This window comes from Georgenia thermotolerans (genome assembly GCF_009193185.1).
Lineage (GTDB): Bacteria > Actinomycetota > Actinomycetes > Actinomycetales > Actinomycetaceae > Georgenia > Georgenia thermotolerans.
On record NZ_VUKF01000039.1, the window covers coordinates 15,475 to 39,342 of the forward strand.

24 protein-coding genes and 1 tRNA gene are annotated in these 23,868 nt (G+C 74.0%); 17 read left to right on the forward strand and 8 right to left on the reverse strand.

The window, feature by feature from the left end:
* Positions 1 to 97 precede the first annotated feature (97 nt).
* On the forward strand, positions 98 to 2,842 hold the full coding sequence (topA, locus tag GD970_RS16365) for a type I DNA topoisomerase (protein WP_170297286.1): 2,745 nt from the start codon (positions 98 to 100) through the stop codon (positions 2,840 to 2,842).
* Between the two features lie 4 nt (positions 2,843 to 2,846).
* Here the strand turns inward: topA and GD970_RS16370 are convergent, their stop codons facing one another.
* Complete coding sequence (locus GD970_RS16370; protein WP_152203978.1) at positions 2,847 to 3,554, reverse strand: hypothetical protein; 708 nt, start codon at positions 3,552 to 3,554, stop codon at positions 2,847 to 2,849.
* Complete coding sequence (locus GD970_RS16375; protein WP_152203979.1) at positions 3,551 to 3,937, reverse strand: PadR family transcriptional regulator; 387 nt, start codon at positions 3,935 to 3,937, stop codon at positions 3,551 to 3,553. Before GD970_RS16375 ends, GD970_RS16370 begins: the two co-directional genes overlap by 4 nt.
* Positions 3,938 to 3,997: 60 nt before the next feature.
* Here GD970_RS16375 and GD970_RS16380 point away from each other — a divergent pair, with 60 nt between their 5' ends.
* From GD970_RS16380 to GD970_RS16410, 8 genes are all read left to right on the forward strand, one after another.
* The gene (locus GD970_RS16380) at positions 3,998 to 5,026 is read left to right on the forward strand and encodes a Gfo/Idh/MocA family protein (protein ID WP_226925405.1); all 1,029 of its coding nucleotides are present in this window, start codon (positions 3,998 to 4,000) and stop codon (positions 5,024 to 5,026) included.
* A gap of 85 nt (positions 5,027 to 5,111) precedes the next feature.
* On the forward strand, positions 5,112 to 5,798 hold the full coding sequence (tmk, locus tag GD970_RS16385) for a dTMP kinase (protein WP_226925406.1): 687 nt from the start codon (positions 5,112 to 5,114) through the stop codon (positions 5,796 to 5,798).
* Entirely contained in the window at positions 5,795 to 6,967 is a 1,173-nt protein-coding gene (locus GD970_RS16390; RefSeq protein WP_152203980.1) for a DNA polymerase III subunit delta', read from the forward strand. The genes tmk and GD970_RS16390 overlap by 4 nt, the downstream gene beginning before the upstream one ends.
* Before the next feature lie 72 nt (positions 6,968 to 7,039).
* Positions 7,040 to 8,560, forward strand: coding sequence for an alpha/beta hydrolase (locus tag GD970_RS16395; protein WP_152203981.1), 1,521 nt, complete (start codon positions 7,040 to 7,042; stop codon positions 8,558 to 8,560).
* A 165-nt stretch (positions 8,561 to 8,725) separates the two neighbouring features.
* Positions 8,726 to 8,798 (forward strand) — tRNA-Thr (locus tag GD970_RS16400).
* A gap of 376 nt (positions 8,799 to 9,174) precedes the next feature.
* Positions 9,175 to 9,333, forward strand: coding sequence for a hypothetical protein (locus GD970_RS21750; RefSeq protein ID WP_170297287.1), 159 nt, complete (start codon positions 9,175 to 9,177; stop codon positions 9,331 to 9,333).
* A 190-nt stretch (positions 9,334 to 9,523) separates the two neighbouring features.
* On the forward strand, positions 9,524 to 9,856 hold the full coding sequence (locus GD970_RS16405) for a histone-like nucleoid-structuring protein Lsr2 (RefSeq protein WP_152203982.1): 333 nt from the start codon (positions 9,524 to 9,526) through the stop codon (positions 9,854 to 9,856).
* Between the two features lie 204 nt (positions 9,857 to 10,060).
* The gene (locus GD970_RS16410; RefSeq protein ID WP_152203983.1) at positions 10,061 to 10,798 is read left to right on the forward strand and encodes a phosphoglyceromutase; all 738 of its coding nucleotides are present in this window, start codon (positions 10,061 to 10,063) and stop codon (positions 10,796 to 10,798) included.
* A gap of 135 nt (positions 10,799 to 10,933) precedes the next feature.
* Here GD970_RS16410 and pcaG read toward each other — a convergent pair whose 3' ends face one another.
* Together pcaG and pcaH are read right to left on the reverse strand one after the other, a co-directional pair.
* A complete protein-coding gene (gene pcaG / locus GD970_RS16415; RefSeq protein WP_211489868.1) occupies positions 10,934 to 11,578 on the reverse strand; it encodes a protocatechuate 3,4-dioxygenase subunit alpha in 645 nt (214 codons plus the stop codon).
* 5 nt (positions 11,579 to 11,583) lie between these two features.
* Positions 11,584 to 12,327 carry a protocatechuate 3,4-dioxygenase subunit beta gene (gene pcaH / locus GD970_RS16420; RefSeq protein ID WP_152203985.1) on the reverse strand — a complete coding sequence of 248 codons (744 nt, stop codon included), beginning with the start codon at positions 12,325 to 12,327 and terminating at the stop codon, positions 11,584 to 11,586.
* A 341-nt stretch (positions 12,328 to 12,668) separates the two neighbouring features.
* On the opposite strand from pcaH, the gene GD970_RS16425 reads away from it, so the two are divergent.
* Complete coding sequence (locus GD970_RS16425; RefSeq protein WP_152203986.1) at positions 12,669 to 13,637, forward strand: LysR substrate-binding domain-containing protein; 969 nt, start codon at positions 12,669 to 12,671, stop codon at positions 13,635 to 13,637.
* A gap of 132 nt (positions 13,638 to 13,769) precedes the next feature.
* Here the strand turns inward: GD970_RS16425 and phoU are convergent, their stop codons facing one another.
* The gene (gene phoU, locus GD970_RS16430; protein ID WP_152203987.1) at positions 13,770 to 14,471 is read right to left on the reverse strand and encodes a phosphate signaling complex protein PhoU; all 702 of its coding nucleotides are present in this window, start codon (positions 14,469 to 14,471) and stop codon (positions 13,770 to 13,772) included.
* 205 nt (positions 14,472 to 14,676) lie between these two features.
* On the opposite strand from phoU, the gene GD970_RS16435 reads away from it, so the two are divergent.
* Positions 14,677 to 15,894, forward strand: coding sequence for a sensor histidine kinase (locus GD970_RS16435; RefSeq protein WP_152204005.1), 1,218 nt, complete (start codon positions 14,677 to 14,679; stop codon positions 15,892 to 15,894).
* Positions 15,894 to 16,583 (forward strand): response regulator transcription factor, encoded by a 690-nt coding sequence (locus tag GD970_RS16440; protein WP_152203988.1) that lies wholly within the window; start codon positions 15,894 to 15,896, stop codon positions 16,581 to 16,583. The genes GD970_RS16435 and GD970_RS16440 overlap by 1 nt, the downstream gene beginning before the upstream one ends.
* Here GD970_RS16440 and GD970_RS16445 read toward each other — a convergent pair.
* Both GD970_RS16445 and GD970_RS16450 read right to left on the reverse strand, forming a co-directional pair.
* The gene (locus GD970_RS16445) at positions 16,559 to 17,098 is read right to left on the reverse strand and encodes an HXXEE domain-containing protein (RefSeq protein WP_193314971.1); all 540 of its coding nucleotides are present in this window, start codon (positions 17,096 to 17,098) and stop codon (positions 16,559 to 16,561) included. The genes GD970_RS16440 and GD970_RS16445 overlap by 25 nt on opposite strands.
* 17 nt (positions 17,099 to 17,115) lie before the next feature.
* A complete protein-coding gene (locus tag GD970_RS16450) occupies positions 17,116 to 17,592 on the reverse strand; it encodes a hypothetical protein (protein ID WP_152203990.1) in 477 nt (158 codons plus the stop codon).
* A 290-nt stretch (positions 17,593 to 17,882) separates the two neighbouring features.
* Here GD970_RS16450 and GD970_RS16455 point away from each other — a divergent pair, with 290 nt between their 5' ends.
* From GD970_RS16455 to ispF, 3 genes are all read left to right on the forward strand, one after another.
* On the forward strand, positions 17,883 to 18,365 hold the full coding sequence (locus GD970_RS16455; RefSeq protein ID WP_152203991.1) for a CarD family transcriptional regulator: 483 nt from the start codon (positions 17,883 to 17,885) through the stop codon (positions 18,363 to 18,365).
* A 73-nt stretch (positions 18,366 to 18,438) separates the two neighbouring features.
* Positions 18,439 to 19,164 carry a 2-C-methyl-D-erythritol 4-phosphate cytidylyltransferase gene (gene ispD, locus GD970_RS16460; RefSeq protein WP_152203992.1) on the forward strand — a complete coding sequence of 242 codons (726 nt, stop codon included), beginning with the start codon at positions 18,439 to 18,441 and terminating at the stop codon, positions 19,162 to 19,164.
* A gap of 154 nt (positions 19,165 to 19,318) precedes the next feature.
* Positions 19,319 to 19,825, forward strand: coding sequence for a 2-C-methyl-D-erythritol 2,4-cyclodiphosphate synthase (gene ispF, locus GD970_RS16465; RefSeq protein ID WP_152203993.1), 507 nt, complete (start codon positions 19,319 to 19,321; stop codon positions 19,823 to 19,825).
* Between the two features lie 58 nt (positions 19,826 to 19,883).
* Here ispF and GD970_RS16470 read toward each other — a convergent pair whose 3' ends face one another.
* On the reverse strand, positions 19,884 to 21,275 hold the full coding sequence (locus tag GD970_RS16470) for an MFS transporter (protein ID WP_226925407.1): 1,392 nt from the start codon (positions 21,273 to 21,275) through the stop codon (positions 19,884 to 19,886).
* 95 nt (positions 21,276 to 21,370) lie between these two features.
* Between GD970_RS16470 and cysS the strand changes: the two genes are divergently transcribed.
* Entirely contained in the window at positions 21,371 to 22,810 is a 1,440-nt protein-coding gene (gene cysS / locus GD970_RS16475) for a cysteine--tRNA ligase (protein ID WP_152203995.1), read from the forward strand.
* Positions 22,810 to 23,856, forward strand: coding sequence for a 23S rRNA (guanosine(2251)-2'-O)-methyltransferase RlmB (rlmB, locus tag GD970_RS16480; protein ID WP_152203996.1), 1,047 nt, complete (start codon positions 22,810 to 22,812; stop codon positions 23,854 to 23,856). The genes cysS and rlmB overlap by 1 nt, the downstream gene beginning before the upstream one ends.
* Positions 23,857 to 23,868 lie beyond the last annotated feature (12 nt).

The following is a 23,868-nucleotide window of genomic DNA, read 5'->3' on the forward strand; positions in this document are numbered from 1 at the left end:
GGTCCACGCCGCACCTGTCGGGGCGACGTTGTACCGTCGCCACGAAACCCCGGGGCCGGACGGCCGTCCGACCCCCACCGAAGTGAGGTATGTCCGCGTGACCAGCTCCCGCAAGCTCGTGATCGTCGAGTCGCCCGCCAAGGCGCGCACCATCGGCGGCTATCTCGGGCCCGACTTCGAGGTCGAGGCCAGCGTGGGGCACATCCGCGACCTCCCGCAGCCCTCCGAGCTCCCGCCGGAGATGAAGAAGGGCCCGTACGGGAAGTTCGCCGTCGACGTCGAGGGCGACTTCGACCCCTACTACGTCGTCGACTCGGACAAGAAGAAGAAGGTCACCGAGCTCAAGCGGGCCCTCAAGGACGCCGACGAGCTCTACCTGGCCACGGACGAGGACCGCGAGGGCGAGGCGATCGCCTGGCACCTGCTCGACGTCCTCAAGCCCAAGGTGCCGGTCAAGCGCATGGTGTTCCACGAGATCACCAAGGAGGCGATCAGCCGGGCCCTGGAGAACACCCGCGAGCTGGACACCCGTCTCGTCGACGCCCAGGAGACCCGCCGCATCCTCGACCGCCTCGTGGGCTACGAGGTCTCGCCCCTGCTGTGGCGCAAGATCAAGCCGGGCATCTCCGCCGGGCGCGTGCAGTCCGTGGCCACCCGCATGGTCGTCGAGCGCGAGCGTGAGCGCATGGCCTTCCGGTCGGCGTCCTACTGGGACGTCAAGGGCACGTTCACCGGCGGGCCCGAGGACGACCGCGGCCAGTTCGTCGCCCGCCTGACCACCCTCGACGGGCACCGCGTGGCCACCGGCCGGGACTTCGGCGACGACGGCCTCCTCAAGAGCGCCGCCGGGAAGGCCGGCGTGGTCCACCTGCACCAGGCCGAGGCCGCCGCGCTGGCCGCGGCGCTGGAGCGGGCCGAGGCGCGGGTGGTCTCCATGGAGACCAAGCCGTACACCCGCCGGCCCGCCGCGCCGTTCACCACCTCCACCCTCCAGCAGGAGGCCTCCCGCAAGCTGCGCATGAGCGCCCGGGAGACCATGCGCACCGCGCAGGGCCTGTACGAGAACGGCTACATCACCTACATGCGTACCGACTCGCCGGTGCTGTCGGGGCAGGCCATCGCCGCCGCCCGCCGGCAGGCGGCGGAGCTGTACGGCCCCGAGTTCGTCCCCGACAAGCCCCGCCTCTACGGCGCGAAGGCCAAGGGCGCGCAGGAGGCGCACGAGGCCATCCGCCCCGCCGGGGACTCCTTCCGCACCCCGGCCCAGGTCGCCAACCAGCTCAGCGGCGCCCAGTTCCGCCTCTACGAGCTCATCTGGAAGCGCACCGTCGCCTCGCAGATGGCCGACGCCCGCGGCTCCACCGCCACCGTCCGCCTCGCCGCCACCGCGGCGCTCGAGGACGGCGCGCGCCGGGCCGAGCTTTCGGCCTCGGGCACCGTCATCACCTTCCGCGGATTCCTCGCCGCCTACGAGGAGGGCCGCGACGCCGACCGCTACGAGGGCGGCGCCGAGAAGGAGACCCGCCTGCCGGTGCTCACGGAGGGAGACCCGGTCGACACCGACGCGGTCACCGCCGAGGGCCACGAGACCACCCCGCCGCCGCGCTACACCGAGGCGTCCCTGGTCAAGGCGCTGGAGGAGCGCGGCATCGGCCGCCCGTCCACCTACGCCGCGACCATCTCGACGATCACCGACCGCGGCTACGTCGACCGGCGCGGCCAGGCGCTGGTGCCGACCTGGCTGGCGTTCTCGGTGGTGCGCCTGCTCGAGGACAACCTGCCCCGGCTGGTCGACTACGACTTCACCGCCGAGATGGAGGACGACCTCGACCGCATCGCCTCGGGCGCCCAGGACCGGGTCGACTGGCTCTCCCGCTTCTACCGCGGCGACGCCGCCACGGAGAACCCGGGTCTCAAGGAGCTCGTCGACGGGCTGGGCGACATCGACGCCCGCGCCGTCAACAGCATCGAGATCGGCGACGGGATCACCCTGCGGGTGGGCCGCTACGGCCCCTACCTCACCGCCCTGGGGGAGAACGGCGAGGAGCGGCGCGCCAGCGTGCCCGACGACGTCGCCCCCGACGAGCTGACCGTCGAGAAGGCCCGCGAGCTCCTCGAGCGCCAGAGCGACGACGGCCGCGAGCTCGGCACCGACCCCGCCACCGGCCACGCCATCGTCGCCCGCGTCGGCCGCTTCGGGCCCTACGTCACCGAGGTGCTGCCCGAGGAGGACGACGACGCCGCCCCCGCCGCCGCCGCGGACGGGAAGAAGCCCGCCCGGAAGAAGGCCGCGAAGGCCAAGCCGCGCACCGCCTCGCTGTTCAAGTCCATGCAGCTCGAGACCGTCACCCTCGAGGACGCCCTCCGGCTGCTGTCCCTGCCCCGGGTGGTCGGCACCGACCCCGACGGGGTGGAGATCACCGCCCAGAACGGCCGCTACGGGCCCTACCTCAAGCGCGGCACCGACTCGCGGTCGCTGGCCACCGAGGACCAGATCTTCGACATCACCCTCGAGGAGGCCCTGGCCATCTACGCCCAGCCCAAGCGCGGGCGCGGCGCCACCGCCAAGCCGCCGCTGCGCGAGCTCGGGGAGGACCCCACCAGCGGCAAGCCGGTGGTCGTCAAGGACGGCCGGTTCGGCCCCTACGTCACCGACGGCACGACCAACGCCACCCTGCGCAAGGACGACGACGTCGAGACGATCACGCCCGAGCGCGGCTACGAGCTGCTGGCCGAGAAGCGCGCCAAGGGGCCGGCCAAGAAGCCCGCCCGGAAGACCGCGGCGAAGAAGACCACGACGAAGGCGAGCACCACCAAGGCCAAGGCCGCCGCGAAGAAGTAGCGGGTCAGCCCACCAGCAGCCAGGTCAGCGTCATGAGCACGACGGCGCCGGCCGGTAGCAGCCACGCCTGGAGGACGGCGGACCGGCGGGCGCGGCCCCGCTCCCGCGCGAGCTGGGCCGCGCCGTCCGTGGGACTGAGCACGGGGTCCGCCATCGCCGCGGCGGCGCGGTGGTCGAGGACTGCCGTGCCCACCAGCAGCACGGCGCCGACCGCGACGGCTGCCGGGGCCGGCACCTCGAGCACCACCGGCCGCCAGAGCGCGGCCGCGAGGACGGCGCCCGCGGCGGCCGTGCCTGCCGCGACGGCCACCTGGACCGGATGGTCGAGGACGGCACGAAGGTGCCGGGCCAGCGCGACGAGCGCCGCCGCGACGACCACCACCGCCACCACGCTGCCCGCCGTCAGCATGTACGTCCTGCCCTCGCGCCAGGCCAGGAAGGCCGTCAGGGTGAGGTAGACGGCGGCGAGACCGACCACGCTGCGCACGAGGACGCCGGGCAGCCCGCCGGCGCGCTCACGGGGCAGGTCAAGGCTGCGGGCGTACGCCGCCGCGTGGCCGAAGGCCTCGGCCGGTTCCTCGCCGCTCTCGGCGCAGTGCGAGCGCACCTGGGCCAGGGCGTCGCCGATGGCGGCGCCGTCGACGTCACGCAGGCGCAGCTCGACGACGAAGTCGGTCTCCCAGGTGCTTGTAGCGTGGTGCGGTGCGGTCATGGTCGGGCCTCTCTCGGGGGCGCGGCACGGGGCCGCTCGGTGGGGTCGTGCACGACGAAGCGGCTGGTGAGGTCGGCGAACGCCGCCCACCGCCCGGCGAGGGTGGCGAGCTCGGCGCGGCCGGCCGGGGTGAGCGCGTAGTACTTGCGGGCTGGGCCGGTCTCGCCGGTGCGCCACTCCACGCGGACCAGGCCGGTGCGCTCGAAGCGCGCGAGCAGGGGGTAGAGAGTGCCGCCCTTGACGGTCCCGATGCCCTCTTGAGCGAGCCGTGCGGAGATCGCATAGCCGTACGTGGGCCCCTCGCCGAGGATGCGCAGCACGCACACCTCGAGCACACCCCGTAGCCACTCGCTGGGCCACTCGGGGGGCCGCTCCGTCTCCATGGCGCTAGACAGTACGTCTACCTAGTCAGGCTGTCTACATAGGCGAGTACGGTGGGTCCTGTGGATCGGACGCCGTTCTCCCTGCCCGCGCTCCCGGATCCCGCCGAGGCGCCGCCCCTGCGCTGGGGCATCCTCGGCGCCGGCGGGATCGCGGCCACCTTCGCCCGGGACGTCCCGGCGCGCACCCGTCAGCGGGTCGTCGCCGTCGGCTCGCGCGACCGGGCCCGGGCCGAGGCCTTCGCCGCCGCCCACGGCGTCCCGCGCGCCCACGGCGGGTACGAGGCGCTGGTGGCCGACCCCGAGGTCGACGTTATCTACGTCGCCACGCCGCACAGCCTCCACCGAGACCACGCGCTGCTGGCCCTGGCCGCCGGCAAGCACGTCCTCGTCGAGAAGGCCTTCACCCGCAACGCCGCCGAGGCGCGGGAGGTCTTCGCCGCGGCGCGGGCCCAGGGCCGGTTCGTGATGGAGGCCATGTGGACCCGGTTCCTGCCGCACATGGTGGCGCTGCGCGCCCTCGCCGGCTCCGGCGAGCTGGGCGAGGTCCTCGCCGTCACCGCCGACCACGGCCAGCGGCTGGACACCGTCGAGCGCCTGCTCGCGCCGTCGCTGGCCGGCGGCGCGCTGCTCGACCTGGGCGTCTACCCGCTCTCCTTCGCGCACAGCCTGCTCGGGGCGCCGGCCACCGTGCAGGCCGCCGGCGTGCTCACCGACCTCGGGGTGGACGCGTACGAGGCCATCACCCTCACCTACGCCGACAGCCGGGCGGTGGCGGTGTGCGGGGCGAACATGTGGGCCCGCAGCGCGACGGCGGCGGCCGTGGTGGGCACCGACGCCCGGGTCGACGTGGCGGGGGAGTTCTACCGGCCCAGCGCCTTCACCGTCACCCCGCTGCGCGGGGAGCCGTGGCGCTGGGAGGCCGACGGCCTGGTGGGCGGCGGCTTCGAGTTCGAGGCGGCCGAGGTGGCCCGCTGCATCGCCGCGGGCCGGCAGGAGTCGGCGACCATGCCGTGGCAGGACACCGTCGAGGTGATGGAGATCATGGACGAGGTGCGCCGCCAGCTCGGCGTGGTCTACCCCGGCGAGTAGGCGCGCTCGTGTCGTGCCCCGGACGGCGCCCGCGGCCCGGTGGATGCTCGGCGGGCGTGTCGGTGGGGCTGGTTACGCTGACCCCGTGACCACCCCGCCCCCGCGCCCCACCACCGCCCTCCCCGCGACCGGCTGCTTCGTCGCGCTCGAGGGCGGCGACGGCGCGGGCAAGACCACCCAGCAGGAGCTGCTGGGCCGCTGGCTCCGCGGGCTCGGCCACGAGGTGGTCCTCACCCGCGAACCGGGCGGGACCGAGCTCGGGCGGGTGCTGCGCGAGGCGGTCCTGCACGGCGGTGACGTCGACCCGCGCACCGAGGCCCTGCTCTACGCCACCGACCGCGCCCACCACGTCCACCAGCTCGTCCGCCCGGCGCTCGGGCGCGGCGCCGTCGTCGTCACCGACCGCTACATCGACTCCTCCGTCGCCTACCAGGGCGCCGCCCGCGAGCTCGGCGCCGCGGAGATCCGCGACCTGTCGCTGTGGGCCACCGAGGGCCTGCTGCCGCACCTCACCGTGCTGCTCGACCTCGATCCCGCCGCCGGGGCCGCCCGCATCACCGGTGCGCCGGACCGCATCGAGCGCGAGTCCGCCGCCTTTCACACCCGGGTGCGCGAGCACTACTTCGCCCTCGCCGCCGCCGACCCCGCCCGCTACCTCGTCCTCGACGCGACCTGGCCGCCCGAGCGGATCCACGCGGCGGTCCGGGAGCGGCTGGCGCCGCTGCTGCCCGCCCCCGCGGTGCCCGGGGCGCGGGCCGGAGGCCGGCCGTGAGCGTGTGGGACCAGGTGGTCGGCCAGGACCAGGTGGTGGCCACCCTGCGCGCCGCCGTCGACGCCTCCCGGGCGGCCACCGACGAGGCGGCCGCCCGCGCCATGACGCACGCCTGGCTCATCACCGGCCCGCCCGGCTCCGGCCGCTCGGTCGCCGCCCGCGCCTTCGCCGCCGCCCTGCAGTGCACCGACCCCGACGAGCCCGGGTGCGGCCGGTGCCAGGCCTGCACGACGGCGCTGGCCGGCACGCACGCCGACGTCGCCCTGGTGGGCACCGAGAAGGTCGTCTTCAGCATCGACGAGATCCGCCCGCTGGTGTCCCAGGCGCAGCGCTCGCCCGCCCAGGGGCACTGGCGCGTCATGCTCATGGAGGACGCCGACCGCATGGTCGAGCGCACCTCCAACGTGCTGCTCAAGGCCATCGAGGAGCCGCCGCCGCGCACCGTCTGGCTGCTGTGCGCGCCCAGCCCCGAGGACGTCCTGACCACCATCCGCTCCCGGTGCCGCGCGGTGCACCTGCGGGTGCCCGACCCGCGCGCCGTGGCGGACCTGCTGGTGCGCCGCGACGGGGTGGACCCGCAGGTGGCGCTGACCGCCGCCCGCGCCGCGCAGTCGCACGTCGGCCTCGCCCGGCGCCTCGCCCGCGACCCCGAGGCGCGCGAGCGGCGCCGCCGGCTGCTGGCGGTGCCCACGACGATCCGCGGGGTGGGCGACGCGGTGCTCGCCGCCGCCCAGCTCATCGACCTCTCCGCCACCGACGCCAAGGCGGCCACCGAGGAGCGCGACGCCGCCGAGAAGGCCGCGCTGCTGCGCACCCTCGGCGCCGAGGCCGGAGCCCGCCTGCCCCCGGCGCTGCGCGGGCAGGTCAAGCAGCTCGAGGAGGACCAGAAGCGACGCGCCACCCGCGCGCAGCGCGACGTGCTCGACCGTGCCATGGTCGACCTGCTCTCCCTGTACCGCGACGTCCTCGTCGTCCAGCTCGGCGCCGACGTCGAGCTCGTCAACGCCGACGCCGCCGAGCAGGTGCGCCGCCTCGCCGCCGACTCCACGCCCGAGCAGACCGTGCGGCGGATGGACGCCGTCGGCGTGGCCCGGGAGCGGCTCGCCGGCAACGTCGCCCCGCTGCTGGCGATGGAGGCGATGATGATCGCGCTGCGCCCGCAGGCCTGACGCGCCTGGCGTGAGCGGGGTCGCCCCCGGCCCGGGTGCCGGTCGGCGCGACGTGCCAGGTAGCGTGGCCGGGTGACCTTGCGCCGCGCCCTGCCCGCCCTCCTCGCCACATTCCTGCTGCTGGCGGGCTGTGCGTCAGGTTCGCCCCAGGGCGGCCCGGCCGCCTCGTCATCCGCCACGACCGCTGAGGTGCCGGCCGGGCTCGAGCAGTACTACGACCAGCAGGTGGCCTGGGAGCGGTGCGGCAGCGACCTCGAGTGCGCCGACGTCACGGTCCCGCTCGACTACGACCACCCGGACGGGGAGCACGCCACCATCGCCGTCAAGCGCCTGCTCAGCGCCCGGCAGGGGGAGCGGGTCGGCTCGCTGCTGGTCAACCCCGGCGGCCCGGGCAGCCCGGGCACCACGCTGGTGGACTCCGCGACCACGATGTTCAGCGCGAACCTGCGCGACGCCTACGACATCGTCGGTTTCGACCCGCGCGGCACCGGGGGCTCCAGCCGGGTGGAGTGCGTCGGGGACGGCGAGCTCGACCGCATCCGCGCGACCCAGTACGACACCGACACCCCCCAGGGGCTGGCGGACTACGAGGCGGACGCGAAGAAGATCGCCCAGGGCTGCGAGCAGCACACCGGCGCCCTGCTCGGCGAGGTCGACACCAAGTCGGCCGCCCGGGACATGGACGTCCTGCGCCACCTGCTGGGCGAGAAGGAGCTGAACTACCTCGGCTACTCCTACGGCACCTACCTCGGGGCGACCTACGCCGAGCTGTTCCCCAAGCACGTCGGGCGCTTCGTCCTCGACGGCGCGATGGACCCCGCCCTCAGCGCGCACGAGACCACCCTGGGCCAGGCGAAGGCCTTCGAGCAGGCCCTGCGGGCCTACGTCGAGGACTGCCTGAAGGGCCAGGCGTGCCCGCTCAGCGGCAGCGTGGACGACGGCGTCGCCCAAGTGCGCACCCTGCTGCAGGTCACCGAGCACACCCCGTTGCCCACCTCCGACGGGCGCGAGCTGACCGCCCCGCTGGCCTTCTCGGGCATGCTCCTGCCGCTGTACGACAACCGGCAGTGGGTGGTCCTCACCCAGGCCCTGACCCAGGCCATGCGCGAGGGTGACGGGTCCATGCTGCTCTATCTGGCCGACCTCATGGCCGGCCGCGCCTCCGACGGCACCTACCCCGACGGGTCCACCGAGGCGAACTGGGCGATCAACTGCGCGGACTTCGGCTCCACCGGCGACCCGGAGGAGTGGGCCCGGCAGGCCAAGGAGCTCGAGCAGGCCTCGCCGACGTTCGGGCAGATGCTCGCCTACGGCGACGTCCTGTGCGCCGAGTGGCCGGGCCACCCGGCCGGCGAGCGCGGCCCGATCCACGCGCCCGGAGCGAACCCGATCATGGTCGTCGGCACCACCGGCGACCCCGCCACCCCCTACGCCTGGGCCCAGTCCCTGGCCGAGGAGCTCGACAGCGGCTTCCTCGTGACCTACCAGGGCGAGGGACACACCGCCTACGGCCGGTCCAACGCCTGCGTCACCGGCGCCGTGGACGACTTCCTCATCGACGGCACCCGCCCCAAGGAGGGGCTCACCTGCTGAGGCCGCGACGCCGGCGTTGGCTCGCGTCCCGCGAGGGTGCCGGCTCGCGTCCCGCGACCGTGCCGCACAGTGCCGCACATCACGTCAGGCCAGGTGGCCCCGCTTTGTCCCAGCCACGCCGCGCCCGGTACAGTGGTCCGCGCGTCCGGGGCTGCCCGGAGGCACGCCGCCTTAGCTCAGTCGGCAGAGCGATTCACTCGTAATGAATAGGTCGTGGGTTCGATTCCCACAGGCGGCTCAGAACGGGGCCCGGTCCTTCGGACCGGGCCCCGTGGCGTTCCCCGGCCGGGGGAGGCGGGATCCCGATTGGTCCTGTCGCTTGGCGCTGCCCACGTCGGCGCAATTCAGCATCCCGGGAGCGCCGGAGGCGCCGCCTCCGGCCCCCGGCCGCACGCTCGCCGAGCGTCCGACCTCGTCGGTAATAACCCGGTGACCGCGGCTGCCTGAACAAAGCCTGAGAGGCGCCGTCGGCACTTGCCCCCGCCGACATTCTTATTGCGGACTGTCTGGTGCAAAATTGGGTTTTGTGAGTGGCGTCACGAAAAGGTGCGTTCCCCGAGGTCGCGTGACCTCACCGTGAGGCGGGCGCCGTGTCGGCACGTAGACTCGTGCGCGTGAACTATCTCGTGGCACTGCTCCCCTCGATCGGTGTGGGAATTCTCTTCTACATCGTCATCCGTGCCCTGGTGAACGCCGACCGCAATGAACGGGCCGCGCTCAAGCGGCTCGAGGAGGAGGACGCCAGAAAGGCCGCCTCTCCCGATCAGCCGTAGCTCCGGTTCGGCCGGGCGGCGAGTATCACTGCGCCCGGACCGGCATTGTTCATCGAGCGTCGGTTTTTCCACCAACTTGCGTCCTGAAGATGACAATTGTTCGGCGAACAATTACGCTGCCGATCAACGCGATATCAGATCGTGTCCGCGGGAGCTCTCCCGGGGGAAGAGCCGAGAAGAAAGACATCCCATGGCGCAGAAAGTTCAGGTCATGCTCGTCGACGACATCGACGGGTCCGCGGCCGACGAGACCGTCACCTTTGCTCTCGACGGCGTTTCCTACGAGATCGACCTGACCGAGGAGCACGCCAAGGCCCTTCGCGAATCCTTCGCCGAGTGGGTCGGCCACGCGCGCCGTTCCGGCGGGCGCAGGACCCCCGCTCGCCGCGGCGGGGCCACCCGCGCCAGCGACTCGGGCGACGCGGGGAAGATCCGCGAGTGGGCCCGCCAGAACGGCTACGAGGTCTCCGAGCGCGGCCGGATCTCGGCGGAGATCCGCGAGGCGTACGAGAAGGCCAACTAAGCCCATCCCGCGACGGCCGGCCACCCTCCCCGGGGGTGGCCGGCCGTCGCCGTTCCTGGGGGACGGTGATGCACGCCGTCGCCCGGTGGCGGTGACGCGGGCGCCGTCGCCCGGTCGCGGTGACGCGGGCGCCGTCGGGCGTGCCGGTCCCGCTGGACGGAGGTCCCGAGGACGTCGTCGCCGCCGGATGGGAGAATGGCGGCCATGACCTACACGCTGGTACTGCTCCGCCACGGCGAGAGCGAGTGGAACGCCAAGAACCTCTTCACGGGCTGGGTGGACGTGCCCCTGTCCGAGAAGGGCGTCGAGGAGGCCCGGCGCGGCGGGCAGCTGCTCGTCGACGCCGGCGTCCTGCCCGACATCCTCCACACCTCGCTGCTGCGCCGCGCCATCAACACGGCGAACCTCTCCCTCGACGTCGCCGACCGGCACTGGATCCCGGTCAAGCGCAACTGGCGCCTCAACGAGCGCCACTACGGCGCCCTGCAGGGCAAGAACAAGAAGGAGATCCGCGACGAGTACGGGGAGGAGCAGTTCATGCAGTGGCGCCGCTCCTACGACGTGCCGCCGCCGCCGATCGAGCTCGGCTCGCAGTGGTCCCAGGACGCCGACCCGCGCTACGCCGGCGAGCCGATCCCGCGCACCGAGTGCCTCAAGGACGTCCTCGAGCGCGCCCTGCCGTACTGGGAGGGCGAGATCGTCCCGGACCTGAAGTCCGGCAAGACCGTCCTCGTCGCCGCCCACGGCAACTCCCTGCGCGCGATCATCAAGCACCTCGACGGCGTCTCCGACGAGGCGATCGCCGGCCTGAACGTGCCCACCGGCATCCCGCTGCTCTACGAGCTCGACGAGGACCTCAAGCCCACCGTCCCCGGCGGCAAGTACCTCGACCCCGAGGCCGCCAAGGCGGCCATCGCCGCGGTGGCGAACCAGGGCAAGTGACCCCCGCCCGGTAGCGACGCGAAACGGCCCCGGTGGGGCGGTCAGCAGACCGCCCCACCGGGGCCGTCCTCGTGTCTCCCCGGGCGGCCGGGGTGCCCGTCCGGCGGCGGCCGGACCGGCACGCCGGTCGCGAGGTCAGACGTCGAAGAACACCGTCTCCGCGCCGCCGTCCGGGGTGTCCTGCAGGCGCACGTCGAAGGTGTACACGACCTCGCCGTCGCGCTCGCTGCGCCGGGCGATGAGGGTGTCGCGGCGCACCACCCACTCGATGCTGTTGAGCAGCGGGTCGGCGGCGTTGGCCTCCGCCTCGTCGTCGAAGTAGACGCGGGTGTGCAGGCCGAGGTTGATCCCGCGGGCGAAGATCAGCATGAGGATGTGCGGGGCCTGCTCGCCGCCCCTGGGGGACGGCGTGGGGCCGGGCTTGATCGTCTCGAACGTGTAGATGCCGGTGTCGAAGTCGGTGCCGGTGCGGCCGAAGCCGCGGAACGTCGGGTCGAGCTCCTTGTCCTGGGTGTCGCCCGGGTGGGCGTACCGGCCCGCGGCGTTGGCCTGCCAGATCTCCAGCAGGGCGTCGTTGACCGGCGAGCCCGAGCCGTCGAACACCCGGCCCTCGAGCCGGATGCGCTCGCCCGTGGTCTCCGGCGTGGTGAGCACGTTGCCGAAGTTGTTCTCGAAGATGTCGAAGCCGGCCTGGGCCGGGGCGAGCCCGATGTGGACGTAGGGACCGCCGGTCTGCGACGGGGTCTCGGGGTACCGGACCACCATCGGTCGTGCCGCCATGCCGCTCATCGCTTCACCCCGTTGACGTTGTTGAAGAAGGTCGCGCGCCGCCCGCGCAGCGTGATGTCCCAGCGGAAGGTCCGGGCGTCGAACGGGACGTTGTTCGCCGGGTCCTCCTGGGCGATGAGGGTGTTGAGCAGGTCGCGCGGGGCGGTCTGGGCGATCGAGCAGCGCTCGATCATCGGGTCGCCGTCGAAGTACAGCTGGGTGACCAGGCGCTGCGCCCAGCCGTCGCCGCTGATGGCGAAGTGGATGTGGGCCGGGCGCCAGGCGTTGGTGCTGTTGAACCACGGGTAGGGGCCGGGCTTGATGGTGCGGAAGTAGTAGTACCCGTTGTCGTCGGTGAGCATCCGGCCCGACCCGCCGAAGTTGGGGTCGATCGGCGCGAGGTACTGGTCCTTCTTGTGCCGGTAGCGCCCGCCGGCGTTGGCCTGCCAGACCTCCACGAGCGCGCCCTTGACCGGGTTGCCGAACTCGTCGCGCACGTAGCCGTGGACGATGATCCGCTCACCGATCGGCAGGCTGTCCTTGGAGAAGTTGAGGATGAGGTCGTTGTCCAGCTCGCCGAGCTCGCCCTGCTGGAAGATCGGCCCGGTCATCTCCGAGATGGTGTTGCGGGCGACGATGAGGGCGTTGCGCGGGGCGCGCAGCACGCTCGTGCGGTACCCCGGCGTCAGCGCCTGGGGGTGGTTGTTGCGGTCGCGCTCGACGAACTCGCCGAGTGCACCGCCGGGGGGAGCGATGATCATGAACTCTCCAGTCGCGTGACGGGTCGGGCGGACGGGACGACGGCGCCCCCTCGGTCGCGGCGTCACGACCGGTCGGGCCGCCCTCCCCGGGACGGAGATGACGTCTCGTGACCGAGATGACGTCTCGTGCCGGAGTTGACGTCTCACCGTGAAACGGGGCCGAGCGGTGCCCGGGCGGGGACGCGTGGTGGCGCCCCGCCCGCGCGGGTCGGTCGGCACGGGTGGGCCGCCGTCGTGCCCGGCGGCGGGGCCGGTAGGCCCGCCGCGGGATGCCGCGACTCTATAACTGAGCGGCGGTGATGTTAATTGACCAAATGCCCGATGTTTCATAACGTCCTGTCATGAACCCGTCGCCGGAGGGTCTCCTGCCGGAGGACGTCCCGCCGGACGTCGCGCACCTGCTGCGCCGCCTGCGCCTGCGCCACCTGTCCTGCTTCGTCGCGGCGGCGCAGGAGGAGCACCTGGGCCGGGCCGCGGACCGGCTGGGCCTGAGCCAGCCCGCCGTCACCAAGACCCTCAACGAGCTCGAGGCGCTGGCGGGGGCGCGGCTGCTGGACCGCGGCCGGCACGGGGCCCGCCTCACCCCCGCCGGCGAGGAGTTCCTGCGCCATGCCGTCGGCGTCACGGAGGCCTTCGGCGCCGCCGCCGGCGCCCTGGCCGGGGCGGGGGAGCCGGCCGCCGTGCCGGTGCGCGTCGGCGCCCTGCCCACGGTCGCCAGCGTGCTGCTGCCCGACGCCGTCGCCCGGCTGCGCGCCCGCCACCCCGGCGTGGGCGTGCAGGTGCGCTCGGGGGCGAACCGGGGCCTGCTGGAGGCGCTGCGCGCCGCCGAGCTCGACCTCGTCATCGGGCGCATGGCGGAGCCGGCCACCATGCGCGGGCTGTCCTTCGAGCTGCTCTACGCCGAGTCGCTCGCCGTCGTCGTCCACCCCGACCACCCGCTGACCCGGCGGCCCGGCCCGGTGCCGCTGGCCGCCGTCCTCGAGCACCCGCTGGTGGTCGCGACCGCCGGCACCGTGCCGCGCCACCACACCGAGGCGCTGCTGCAGCGCCAGGGGCTGCGCCTGCCGGGCGGGTGCGTGGAGACACTGGAAGTGTCCGTGGCCCGGGCACTGGTGCGCCGCTCGGACGCCGTCTGGTTCACCCCCGAGCGCACCCCGCAGGTCGACCTCGACGACGGCGTGCTGGTCCGCCTGGACGTCCCGGCGCGCGGGACGGCCGAGCCGGTCGGGCTGCTGCGCCGCAGCGTGGCCGAGCCCGCGCCCCTGGCGGACGACCTCGCCGCCATCCTGCGCGGCCTCGCCGCCGGTTGAGAGGGCGCCAGACGCCGCCGGCTGAGGCCGCCAGGAGGCCCGCCAACCCGGCGACGCGGTCGCGCCCCCGGGTGCCGAGAAACGCCGGAGGGGCGCACCGCCGAGGCGGCGCGCCCCTCCGGGCGAAGCGGGTCAGCCCAGGCGCTCGCTCGTCTGGCCCGGCTGGTCCTGGGACATCGGCACGTGCACGGCGTTGGCGGTGTCCCCGGTGACGAGGTAGGAGATGCGGCGGGCGACGGACACGCCGTGGTCGCCGAAGCGCTCGAGGTAGCGGCCCAGCAGCACCGCGTCCACGACCTGCTGGCGGGTGAGCGACTCGTCCTCGTCGAGCAGCACCTGGAAGGACTCCCGGTGCAGGCGGTCGAGGACGTCGTCCTCCGCCTCGACCACGGCCGCCAGGCTCAGGTCGTGGGTCTTGAGCAGCTCGTAGACCTGCTGGCCCACCTTGACCGCCTGCGCGCCCATCTCGGAGACGACGTCGCGCATCCGCCCGGTCAGGGCGTGCTCGGGGTAGCGGCCCCGGGCCACATAGGCCACGTGGCGCGCCAGGTCGCCCATCCGCTCCAGGGTCGCGGACAGCCGCAGGCCCGAGACGACGATGCGCAGGTCCGTGGCCACCGGCTGCTGGCGCGCGAGCAGCGAGATGCCCAGGTCGTCGATCTGCCGCTCGAGCTCGTCGATCCTGTCGTCGGCGTCGATGACCTCCTCGGCCAGCTGCAGGTCCCGCTCGCGCAGGGACTGGTCGGCTTTCTCGATCGCCGTCGCGACGTGGTCCGCCATGGTGACGAGGCCCGTGGCCAGCTCCTGCATCTCCTGCTTGAAGATCTCCCGCACGACGGCTCCTCACCTCGGTTCACGCGGCCCGCTGTGGGCCCACATACCTTGATAGTCACACGGCCCGCTGGGGCCATACCTGCCTTTACCGTAGCCAAACCCGCACAGGTGTACACGCGGTGCCGCGCCGGTGAACGGCAGGCGAGCGGCGGGCGGTGGCTCGGTGAACTCGCAGGGGCGGGCCTAATCTTCGTCCGTGGACCAGATGTGGCTGCTCGCCGGCGTGGCGCTGCTCGGCGTGCTGGTCGGCGCCGTCGGGGTCCTCAGCTTCCGGCTCAGCGAGCGCGAGCAGCGCCGCGGCCCGCGCGCCGAGCGCACCGGGATCGAGGACGACGCCGTCTCGGTCCTGTCCGTGCTGCCCCAGAGCGTCGTCGTGCTCGAGCCCGACGACGACGTCCTGCGCGCCTCCGCGTCGGCCTACGGCTTCGGCCTGGTCCGCAACGACACCCTGGCCCACCCCGAGGTGCGCGAGATGGTCGCCGGGCTGCGCCGCGACGGGGTCATCCGCGACGCCGAGCTCACCCTCGCCCGCGGCCTGGAGGGCTCGGGCACGCTGCGCATGCAGGTGCGCGTGGCGCCCCTCAAGGCCGGCCGGGTGCTGGTGCTGGCCGAGGACCGCACCGCCGCGCGCCGGGTGGAGGAGATGCGCCGGGACTTCACCGCCAACGTCTCCCACGAGCTCAAGACCCCGGTGGGGGCCATCTCGCTGCTCGCCGAGACCATCGCCGACAGCGCCGACGAGCCGGACACGGTGCGCCACTTCGCCGGCCGGATGGGCAAGGAGTCGCGCCGCCTCGCCGCCCTGGTCCAGGAGATCATCGAGCTCTCCCGCCTGCAGGAGCCCGACGCGCTGGTCGAGCCCGAGCTCGTCGAGGTCGACGACGTCGTCGCCGAGGCCGTCGACCGGGTGCGGGTGGAGGCCCAGTCCCGCAAGGTCACCCTCGTCCTCGGCGGCACCCAGGGGGTGAAGGTCTACGGCGACCCGGCCCTGCTGACCACCGCGGTGCGCAACCTGCTCGACAACGCCATCCGCTACGCCCCGCCGACCTCCCGGGTCTCCGTGGGCATCTCCCGCGGGTCCGGCCAGGTGCGCATCGCCGTCGTCGACCAGGGCCCGGGCATCCCCGAGGACCAGCGCGAGCGGGTGTTCGAGCGCTTCTACCGCCTCGACGCCGCCCGCTCGCGCGAGACCGGCGGCAGCGGGCTGGGGCTGAGCATCGTCAAGCACATCGCCAACGACCACGGCGGACGCGTCGACGTATGGTCCACCGTGGGCAAGGGCTCGACCTTCACCCTCGTGCTGCCGGAGGCCTACGGGCCCCAGCTGACCGACGCCCACGATGACGACGCCGCGGCGCGGGCCGCGCACACGACCACGACCACGGGCCACCGGCCCGGCCGTGCCATGGAGGAAACGCGCTGATGACGACCATCCTGCTCGTCGAGGACGAGGAGTCCTACCGGGAGCCGCTCACGTTCAAGCTCGAACGCGACGGCTTCGAGGTGGTGCCGGTCGCCGACGGGCTCGAGGCGCTGACGGCCTACGACCGCGGCGGGATCGACCTCGTCCTGCTCGACCTCATGCTGCCCGGGTTGTCCGGCACCGAGGTGTGCCGGCACCTGCGCCAGCGGGGCAACGTGCCGGTCATCATGCTCACCGCCAAGGACAGCGAGATCGACAAGGTGGTCGGGCTGGAGATCGGCGCCGACGACTACGTCACCAAGCCGTACTCCTACCGCGAGCTCGTCGCCCGGGTGCACGCGGTGCTGCGCCGCGGCGGGGCCGCCGACGACCTGGGCGAGCCGGCCGTGCTCAGCGTGGGGCGGGTGCGCATGGACGTCGACCGCCACGAGCTGCAGGTCGACGGCGAGACGGTGGCCATCCCGCTGCGCGAGTTCGAGCTGCTCGAGCTGTTCCTGCGCAACCCCGACCGGGTGCTCACCCGCGGGCAGCTCATCGACCGCATCTGGGGCCCGAACTACGTCGGGGACACCAAGACCCTCGACGTCCACGTCAAGCGGGTGCGGGCAAAGATCGAGGAGGACCCGGCGCGGCCGGCCATGCTGCAGACGGTGCGGGGGCTGGGCTACAAGCTCGTCTCGACGTCCTGAGCCCGCGCGCCGCGCCCGGCGCCAGGCCCGTCCCCGCCGTGACGCCGGGCGCGCAGGTAGAGCACGGCGATGGGGAGGTTGACGACGACGGCGCTCACCACGCCGGGCACGTAGCCGCCGGTGAGCAGCGCCCCCGGCACGTGCGGGACCGCCACGTTGACGACCATGACGACGGCGAGCACGGCCAGGGCGTCGCCGGCCCAGCGGCGCCCCGCCGTCGCCGCCGCGGCAAGCGCCCACGCGCCCACCGTGACCACGGTGACGGCGACGAGGAACGGCACCAGCAGGTCCGGTCCGGGCGCCACGGGGCCCACCGCGGCGCCCGAGCGCAGGAACGGCCCCATCGTCAGGGCCTCCTCGGCGTTGTGCACGGTCAGGGCGCCCACCAGCGCCCACGCCGCGGCCGCGGAGGGGCGGGCCGCCTTGGCCCGCTCGCGGGACGCGCGCGCCGGCGGGCGCGGTCCGGCCGGCCGCGGGCGGCCGGAGGCCGGCTCAGCGGCGGCGTCGGCGCCCACGGGTCGCGTGCGACGGGTCAGGCCTGGTTCTGGCGGAGGTACTCGTCGTACGGCGGGATGGTGCCGTCCAGGACGGGGATGTCCACGCTGACGTTGCCGGCGTTGTCCGCGCTGACCGTCGCGGGCAGCACGCCGCCCGGGGCGATGCCGACGGACGGCGTGGTGATCTTGTCGTTGGTGAAGTTGACCGTGCCCTTCGCCGGCACCCGCAGCGGGACGGTGGCGCCGCCGTCGCCGATCTGCAGCGAGACGCGCACGTCCTCGGTGGACCGGTTGACCACCGCGCCGAGCACGTGGCCGGGCTGGCCCTCGCCCTCGGTGAGCACCATGAGGTTCTCCACGCTCACGCCGTCACCGACCTGCACCAGCACCCCGTCGCTCGGGGCGTAGGAGTACTGCGTCGTGATGGGGTTGGTCGCCGTGCAGCCCCCCAGGACGAGCGCGACACCGAGCGTGGTGGCGGCGATGGCGGTGCGGCGGATGGTGCGAGCCACGGGAGGTCTCCTTCGTCGATGTCCGGCGGGGCAGCCGCCGCGCGGCACTTCCCCAGGGGGAGGTTACCGGAGGTTCCGTGCTGGTCGGGCCCGCGCCCAGCGGCGGCCCGACGCGGATCCCGTTTGCCGTCGATTCCCGTCCGGCGTTGTCGGCCGCGCCCGCCGTCCCGGCGGTGCCGCCTCGGCGGCGTCCCGACGGACCGCGGCTGTCTCTTTGCTCACGAGCCGCAGAATTACGCCATTTCTCCGTGTTAGAATGGAACCCTTCACGACTGAGGGAGCACCTGAAAATGACCTTCGCTGTCGGCGAGACCGTTGTCTACCCGCACCACGGGGCGGCGCTGATCGAGGATATCTCCACGCGGACCATCCGCGGGGAGGAGAAGCTCTACCTGCACCTGCGCGTCGCGCAGGGTGACCTCACCATCCAGGTTCCCGCCGAGAACGTCGACCTCGTCGGCGTACGCGACGTCGTGGGCACCGAGGGCCTCGAGAAGGTGTTCGAGGTGCTGCGCGCTCCGTACACCGAGGAGCCCACCAACTGGTCCCGGCGGTACAAGGCGAACGTCGAGAAGATCGCCTCCGGCGACATCATCAAGGTCTCCGAGGTCGTCCGGGACCTGTCCCGCCGCGACACCGACCGTGGCCTGTCCGCCGGCGAGAAGCGCATGCTCGCCAAGGCGCGCCAGATCCTCGTCTCCGAGCTCGCACTGGCGGAGAAGACCGACGAGGCCAAGGCCGAGGCCATGCTCGACGAGGTCCTCGCCTCCTGATCCTCGACGTGACGACCCGCAACGCGCGCGTGGTGACCGTGGTCGCCACGCGCGTTCTGCGTCCTGGGGCGCGATGAGCACCGGCGCCATCCTCACCGCCGCCGGGTCGGGCACCCGGCTCGGCCACCGCATGCCCAAGGCGCTCGTGGAGCTCGCCGGCGTGCCGCTGGTGGTCCGCGCCGCCCGCGGCCTGGCGCTCGCCGGCTGCGTCGACGCCGTCGTCGTGACCGTCCCGCCGCACGAGGTGCGCGGCTTCCAGGCGCTCTTCGCCGGCGCCCGGGTGCCCGGCCCCCGCCTGCCGGTGCGCATCGTCCCGGGCGGGGCGACCCGGCAGGCCTCCGTCGCCGCCGGGCTGGCCGCGCTGGCGGAGGACGTCGACGTCGTCCTCGTCCACGACGCCGCGCGCTGCCTCACCCCGCCCGAGGTCGTCCAGCGGGTGGCGGCCGCCGTGCGCGCCGGGCACCGCGCCGTCGTCCCTGCGCTGCCCGTCACCGACACGATCAAGGCCGTCGGCGCGCCGGACGGCAGCGGCGCCGAGCCCGTGACCGCCACCGTGGACCGCGCCGCGCTGCGCGCCGTGCAGACCCCGCAGGGCTTCGACCGGGCGCTGCTCGAGGCCGCGCACGCCGCCGGGGCCGCCCGTGCCGCCGACGAGGCGTTGGCCGCGTCCGACGACGCCGGGCTGGTCGAGGCGCTCGGCGAGGCGGTGTGGGTCGTCCCTGGGCACGACCGGGCCCTGAAGATCACCACCCCGCGGGACCTGGCCCTCGCACGCGTGCTGCTCGACGGCGAGGCCTGACCGCGCCCCCTCCGCCCCGCGGCGAGACGTCAAGTTGTGCGCGAGACGTCAAGTTGGGCGCGAGACGTCAAGTTGGGCGGTCCTCGCGCGCGTGCTGCTCGACGGCGAGGCCCGACCGGGAGCGGCCGGCTGCCCGCCCGCTACCGTGAGCCGCATGCTGCCGCGCACCGGGATCGGGACCGATGTCCACGCCTTCGCCCCCGAGGGGGAGCGGCCCATGGCCCTCGCCTGCCTCATCTGGCCCGGCGTGACGGGCCTGGCCGGGCACTCCGACGGCGACGTCGCCGCGCACGCCGCCTGCGACGCCCTCTTCGCCGCCGCCGGGCTCGGCGACCTCGGCTCCCAGTTCGGCACGAGCGACCCGCGGTGGGCCGGGGCCTCGGGCGCCGGCATGCTCGCCGAGGCGGCCCGCCGGGTGCGCGCGGCGGGCTTCACGATCGGCAACGTGTCCGTCCAGGTCATCGGGGTGCGCCCGAAGATCGGCCCGCGCCGCGCGGAGGCCCAGGACGCGATGAGCCGCGCCCTGGGCGCCCCCGTGAGCCTGAGCGCCACCACCACCGACGGGCTCGGCTTCACCGGCCGCGGCGAGGGCCTGGCCGCCCTGGCCACGGCGCTCGTGGTGCCCACCTCCGGGGAGACGGGCACGCAGGAGCCCGCATAGCGCCGGGGCGCCCCGCCGGAACCCGCGCAGAGCCGGGGGTGGCCCGGCCGGCGGCGGCTCAGCGGGCGTCGTCGAGCGCCGTGTGGGTCCGGGTGCCGGGGCGGACCGGCAGCAGCAGCGCCAGCCCCAGCGCGAGCACGAGGACGATGCCGAGGATGCCCCAGTACTGGGTGGCGTCGCCCTGGAGGCCGGTGACCGCCGCCCCGAAGCCGAGGAACGCCGAGAACGCGGCCGGCGCGAGGAAGCTCACCGCCCGCCCGGTGGTGGCGTACAGGCCGAACACCTCGCCCTCCTTGCCCGCCGGGATCAGCCGGGCCAGGAACGTGCGGGAGGCCGACTGCGCCGGCCCGACGAAGATGCACAGGATCAGGCCGAGCACCCAGAAGGCGGTGGCGCCGGCGTCGTGCAGGACGAACACCCCGGTGCCCGCGACCACCATGGCGGCCAGCGCCAGCACGATGACGCGCTTGGGGCCCAGCCGGTCGTCCAGGGCGCCGAAGAGGATGGTGGCCACGCCGGCGACGAGGTTGGCGACGACGCCGAAGATGATCACCTGGCCGGCGCTGAAGCCGAACGTGCCCGCCGCGATGACGCCGCCGAAGGTGAACACCCCGGCCAGCCCGTCGCGGAAGACGGCACTGGCGAGCAGGAAGTACACGGTGTTGCGGTCGGTGCGCCACAGGTCGGCGACGGAGCGGAACAGCAGCCGGTAGGAGTCGATCAGCCCGGTGCGCGCCTGGCGCTCCCGCGGCCCCGGCCGGTCGCGGAGGGTGAGGATCACCGGCAGCGAGAACACCAGCGTCCACGCCGCGCAGATGAGCATGGTCACCCGCACGTCCATCCCGTCCGCGCCGGTGATGCCGAACAGGCCCACCTCGGGGCTGATGAGCCCGAAGTACACGACGAGCAGCAGGACGATGCCGCCGATGTATCCCAGCCCCCAGCCCAGGCCGGAGACCCGGCCGACGTTGGCCGGGGTGGCGATCTGGTTGAGCATCGCGTTGTAGTTCACCGAGGCGAACTCGAAGAAGATGTTCCCCGCGGCGAGCAGCAGCAGGCCCAGCCACAGGAGGTCCGGCGAGGGCGCCACGAAGAACATCCCCGCCGACGCCGCCACCACCAGCAGCGTGTTGATGGCCAGCCAGAGCGTGCGCCGGCCGGAGCGGTCCGCCCGCTGCCCGCTCACGGGCGCGAAGACGGCGATGAGGACGCCCGCCCCGGCGAGCACCCAGCCCAGTTTCGCGTCCGCCCCGGGCCCGAAGGCGTCGGAGGTGAGGTAGACGGTGAACACGAAGGTGGTGATGACCGCGTTGAACGCGGCCGAGCCCCAGTCCCACAGCCCCCAGGCGAGGACCGGCCAGCCGAAGGCACGACGGCGCACCTCGCCGGGCGGGGCGGCCGGGCCTCCCGCCGCTGCTACGGACGGTTCGGGGACGGAACGGTTCGTCACGACACGCAACCTAGTGGGCGCGGGCGTCCGCGGGGTGAACATCGCCTCGGTGCCCGGCGCGGCGCCGCGTCAGCCCGCCCCGGTAGCCTGGGCCCGTGACCCTGCGACTCTACGACTCCGCCACGCGGTCGGTGCGCCCCCTCGAGCCCCTCCACCCGGGCAAGGTGGGCATCTACCTGTGCGGCGCCACCGTCCAGGGCGCCCCGCACGTGGGTCACATGCGCGCCTCCATCGCCTTCGACGTCCTGGTGCGCTGGCTGCGCCGGTGCGGCTACGAGGTGACCTTCATCCGCAACGTCACCGACATCGACGACAAGATCCTCGCGAAGTCCGCCGAGGCCGGGGTGGCGTGGTGGGCCTGGGCCTACCGCTTCGAGCAGGAGTTCACCGCCGCCTACGACGCCCTCGGCGTGCTGCGCCCCACCTACGAGCCGCGCGCCACCGGGCACGTCACCGAGATGGTCGAGCTCATGGAGCGCCTCCTGGCGGCCGGCCACGCCTACCGCGGGGAGGAGGGCAACGTCTACTTCGACGTCAGCTCGCTGCCCGACTACGGCTCGCTCACCCGCCAGGCGCTGGAGAACATGACCGTCGCCGAGGACGACGCCGAGCCGGACAAGCGCGACCCGCACGACTTCGCCGTGTGGAAGGCGCCCAAGCCCGGTGAGCCGGAGACGGCGTCGTGGCCCACCCCGTTCGGCCGCGGCCGGCCCGGCTGGCACCTGGAGTGCTCGGCGATGGCCCGGCGCTACCTGGGCGACACCTTCGACATCCACGGCGGCGGCATCGACCTGCGCTTCCCCCACCACGAGAACGAGCAGGCCCAGTCCCACGCGGCCGGGTACGGCTTCGCCCGCCACTGGGTGCACAACGCCTGGGTGACCACGGGCGGGGAGAAGATGAGCAAGTCGCTCGGCAACTCCCTCGTCGTCGCCAACGCCCTCGAGCGCACCAGCGCCCCGGTGCTGCGCTTCGCCCTGGGCACCGTGCACTACCGCTCCACCGTGGAGTTCTCCGACGTCACCATCGCCGAGGCCACCGGCTCCTGGGAGCGCTTCGCCGGCTTCGTCACCCGCGCCGTCGAGCGGGTCGGGGAGGTGCCCGCCGCGGAGATCGCCGCCAAGGGCCCCGCCGAGCTGCCGGCCGCCTTCGTCGAGGCGATGGACGACGACCTGAACATCTCCGCCGCGCTCGCCGTCGTGCACGAGCACCTGCGCGCGGGCAACACCGCCCTGGCCGAGCAGGACGACGTGGCCACCCGCGACGCCCAGCTGCAGGTGCGGGCCATGCTCGACGTGCTCGGGCTCGACCCGCTGGCCGAGCCGTGGCGCACCGCCGCGGCCGGCGGGGCGGAGAGCGCCGAGCGCGAGGCGCTCGACGCCCTCGTGACCGCCGTGCTCACCGAGCGCGTCGCGGCGCGCAAGAACAAGGACTGGCAGCGGGCCGACGCGCTGCGCGACCAGCTGGCCGAGGCCGGCGTCGTCGTCGAGGACGGCCCCGACGGCGCGCGCTGGCAGCTGAAGGGGACGAACTGATGGCAGGCAACTCCCGGCGCCGCGGCGCCGTGCGCAAGGCGGGCTCGAAGAAGGGCATGGTCGTCGGCTCCGGCGGGCAGCGCCGTCGCGGGCTCGAGGGCCGCGGGCCCACGCCCAAGGCCGAGGACCGCGAGTACCACCCGGCCGCCAAGCGGAAGGCCGCCGCCGAGCGGCAGGCCGCCAAGACGGGCTCGGCCAAGACCGGCCGACCGGTCGCGGGGCGGCGGGGCGACGGGGCCCGCGAGGCCGCCCGCGGCGAGGCGACGACGGCGAAGGTCCGCGCCGCCCTCGGCGTGGGCCGCGACCACGAGCTCATCGCCGGCCGCAACCCGGTCACCGAGGCCGTCCGCTCCGGCATCCCGCTGGCCAAGGTGTTCCTCGCCGGCGGCATGGCCTCCGACGAGCGGCTCGCCGAGGTGGTGCGCACCGCCACGGCGCTGGGCACCCCGCTCATCGAGGTCACCCGCGGCGACCTGGACCGGCTCACCGAGGGCGCCGTCCACCAGGGCGTCGCCATCGAGGTCCCGCCCTACGCCTACCGCGACGTCGCCGACCTGCTCGCCCGCGCCGAGCGGGCCGGCCACCCGCCACTCGTCGTCGCCCTCGACGGCGTGACCGACCCGCACAACCTCGGCGCGGTGCTGCGCAGCGCCGGGGCCTTCGGCGCCGACGGCGTCCTCGTGCCCGAGCGCCGCTCGGCCGGGGTGACCGCCGCCGCGTGGAAGGTCTCCGCCGGCGCCGCGGCCCGGGTGCCGGTGGCCCGGGCCACCAACCTCGTGCGGGCGCTGACGGAGCTGAAGGAGGCCGGCTGCTTCGTCGTCGGCCTCGACGGCGGCGGCGCCACGACGGTGGGCCAGCTGGAGCTGGCCACCGAGCCGCTCGTGCTGGTCACCGGCTCGGAGGGCAAGGGCCTGAGCCGGCTCGTGCGCGAGGCGTGCGACGTCGTGGCCTCGATCCCCATCGCCGCGTCGGTGGAGTCCCTCAACGCCGCGGTCGCCACCGGCATCGCGCTGTACGAGGTGGCGCGCCACCGCCACCAGGCCTGAGAGAAGGAGCCC

Coding starts and splice junctions, on each gene's coding strand:
- GD970_RS16370 (WP_152203978.1), bottom strand. CDS start 3,554: ATGACCGCACCGCACCACGCTACAAGCACCTGGGAGACCGACTTCGTC.
- GD970_RS16375 (WP_152203979.1), bottom strand. CDS start 3,937: ATGGAGACGGAGCGGCCCCCCGAGTGGCCCAGCGAGTGGCTACGGGGT.
- GD970_RS16405 (WP_152203982.1), top strand. CDS start 9,524: ATGGCGCAGAAAGTTCAGGTCATGCTCGTCGACGACATCGACGGGTCC.
- GD970_RS16410 (WP_152203983.1), top strand. CDS start 10,061: ATGACCTACACGCTGGTACTGCTCCGCCACGGCGAGAGCGAGTGGAAC.
- pcaG (WP_211489868.1), bottom strand. CDS start 11,578: ATGGCGGCACGACCGATGGTGGTCCGGTACCCCGAGACCCCGTCGCAG.
- pcaH (WP_152203985.1), bottom strand. CDS start 12,327: ATGATCATCGCTCCCCCCGGCGGTGCACTCGGCGAGTTCGTCGAGCGC.
- GD970_RS16425 (WP_152203986.1), top strand. CDS start 12,669: ATGAACCCGTCGCCGGAGGGTCTCCTGCCGGAGGACGTCCCGCCGGAC.
- GD970_RS16435 (WP_152204005.1), top strand. CDS start 14,677: ATGTGGCTGCTCGCCGGCGTGGCGCTGCTCGGCGTGCTGGTCGGCGCC.
- GD970_RS16440 (WP_152203988.1), top strand. CDS start 15,894: ATGACGACCATCCTGCTCGTCGAGGACGAGGAGTCCTACCGGGAGCCG.
- GD970_RS16455 (WP_152203991.1), top strand. CDS start 17,883: ATGACCTTCGCTGTCGGCGAGACCGTTGTCTACCCGCACCACGGGGCG.
- ispD (WP_152203992.1), top strand. CDS start 18,439: ATGAGCACCGGCGCCATCCTCACCGCCGCCGGGTCGGGCACCCGGCTC.
- ispF (WP_152203993.1), top strand. CDS start 19,319: ATGCTGCCGCGCACCGGGATCGGGACCGATGTCCACGCCTTCGCCCCC.
- rlmB (WP_152203996.1), top strand. CDS start 22,810: ATGGCAGGCAACTCCCGGCGCCGCGGCGCCGTGCGCAAGGCGGGCTCG.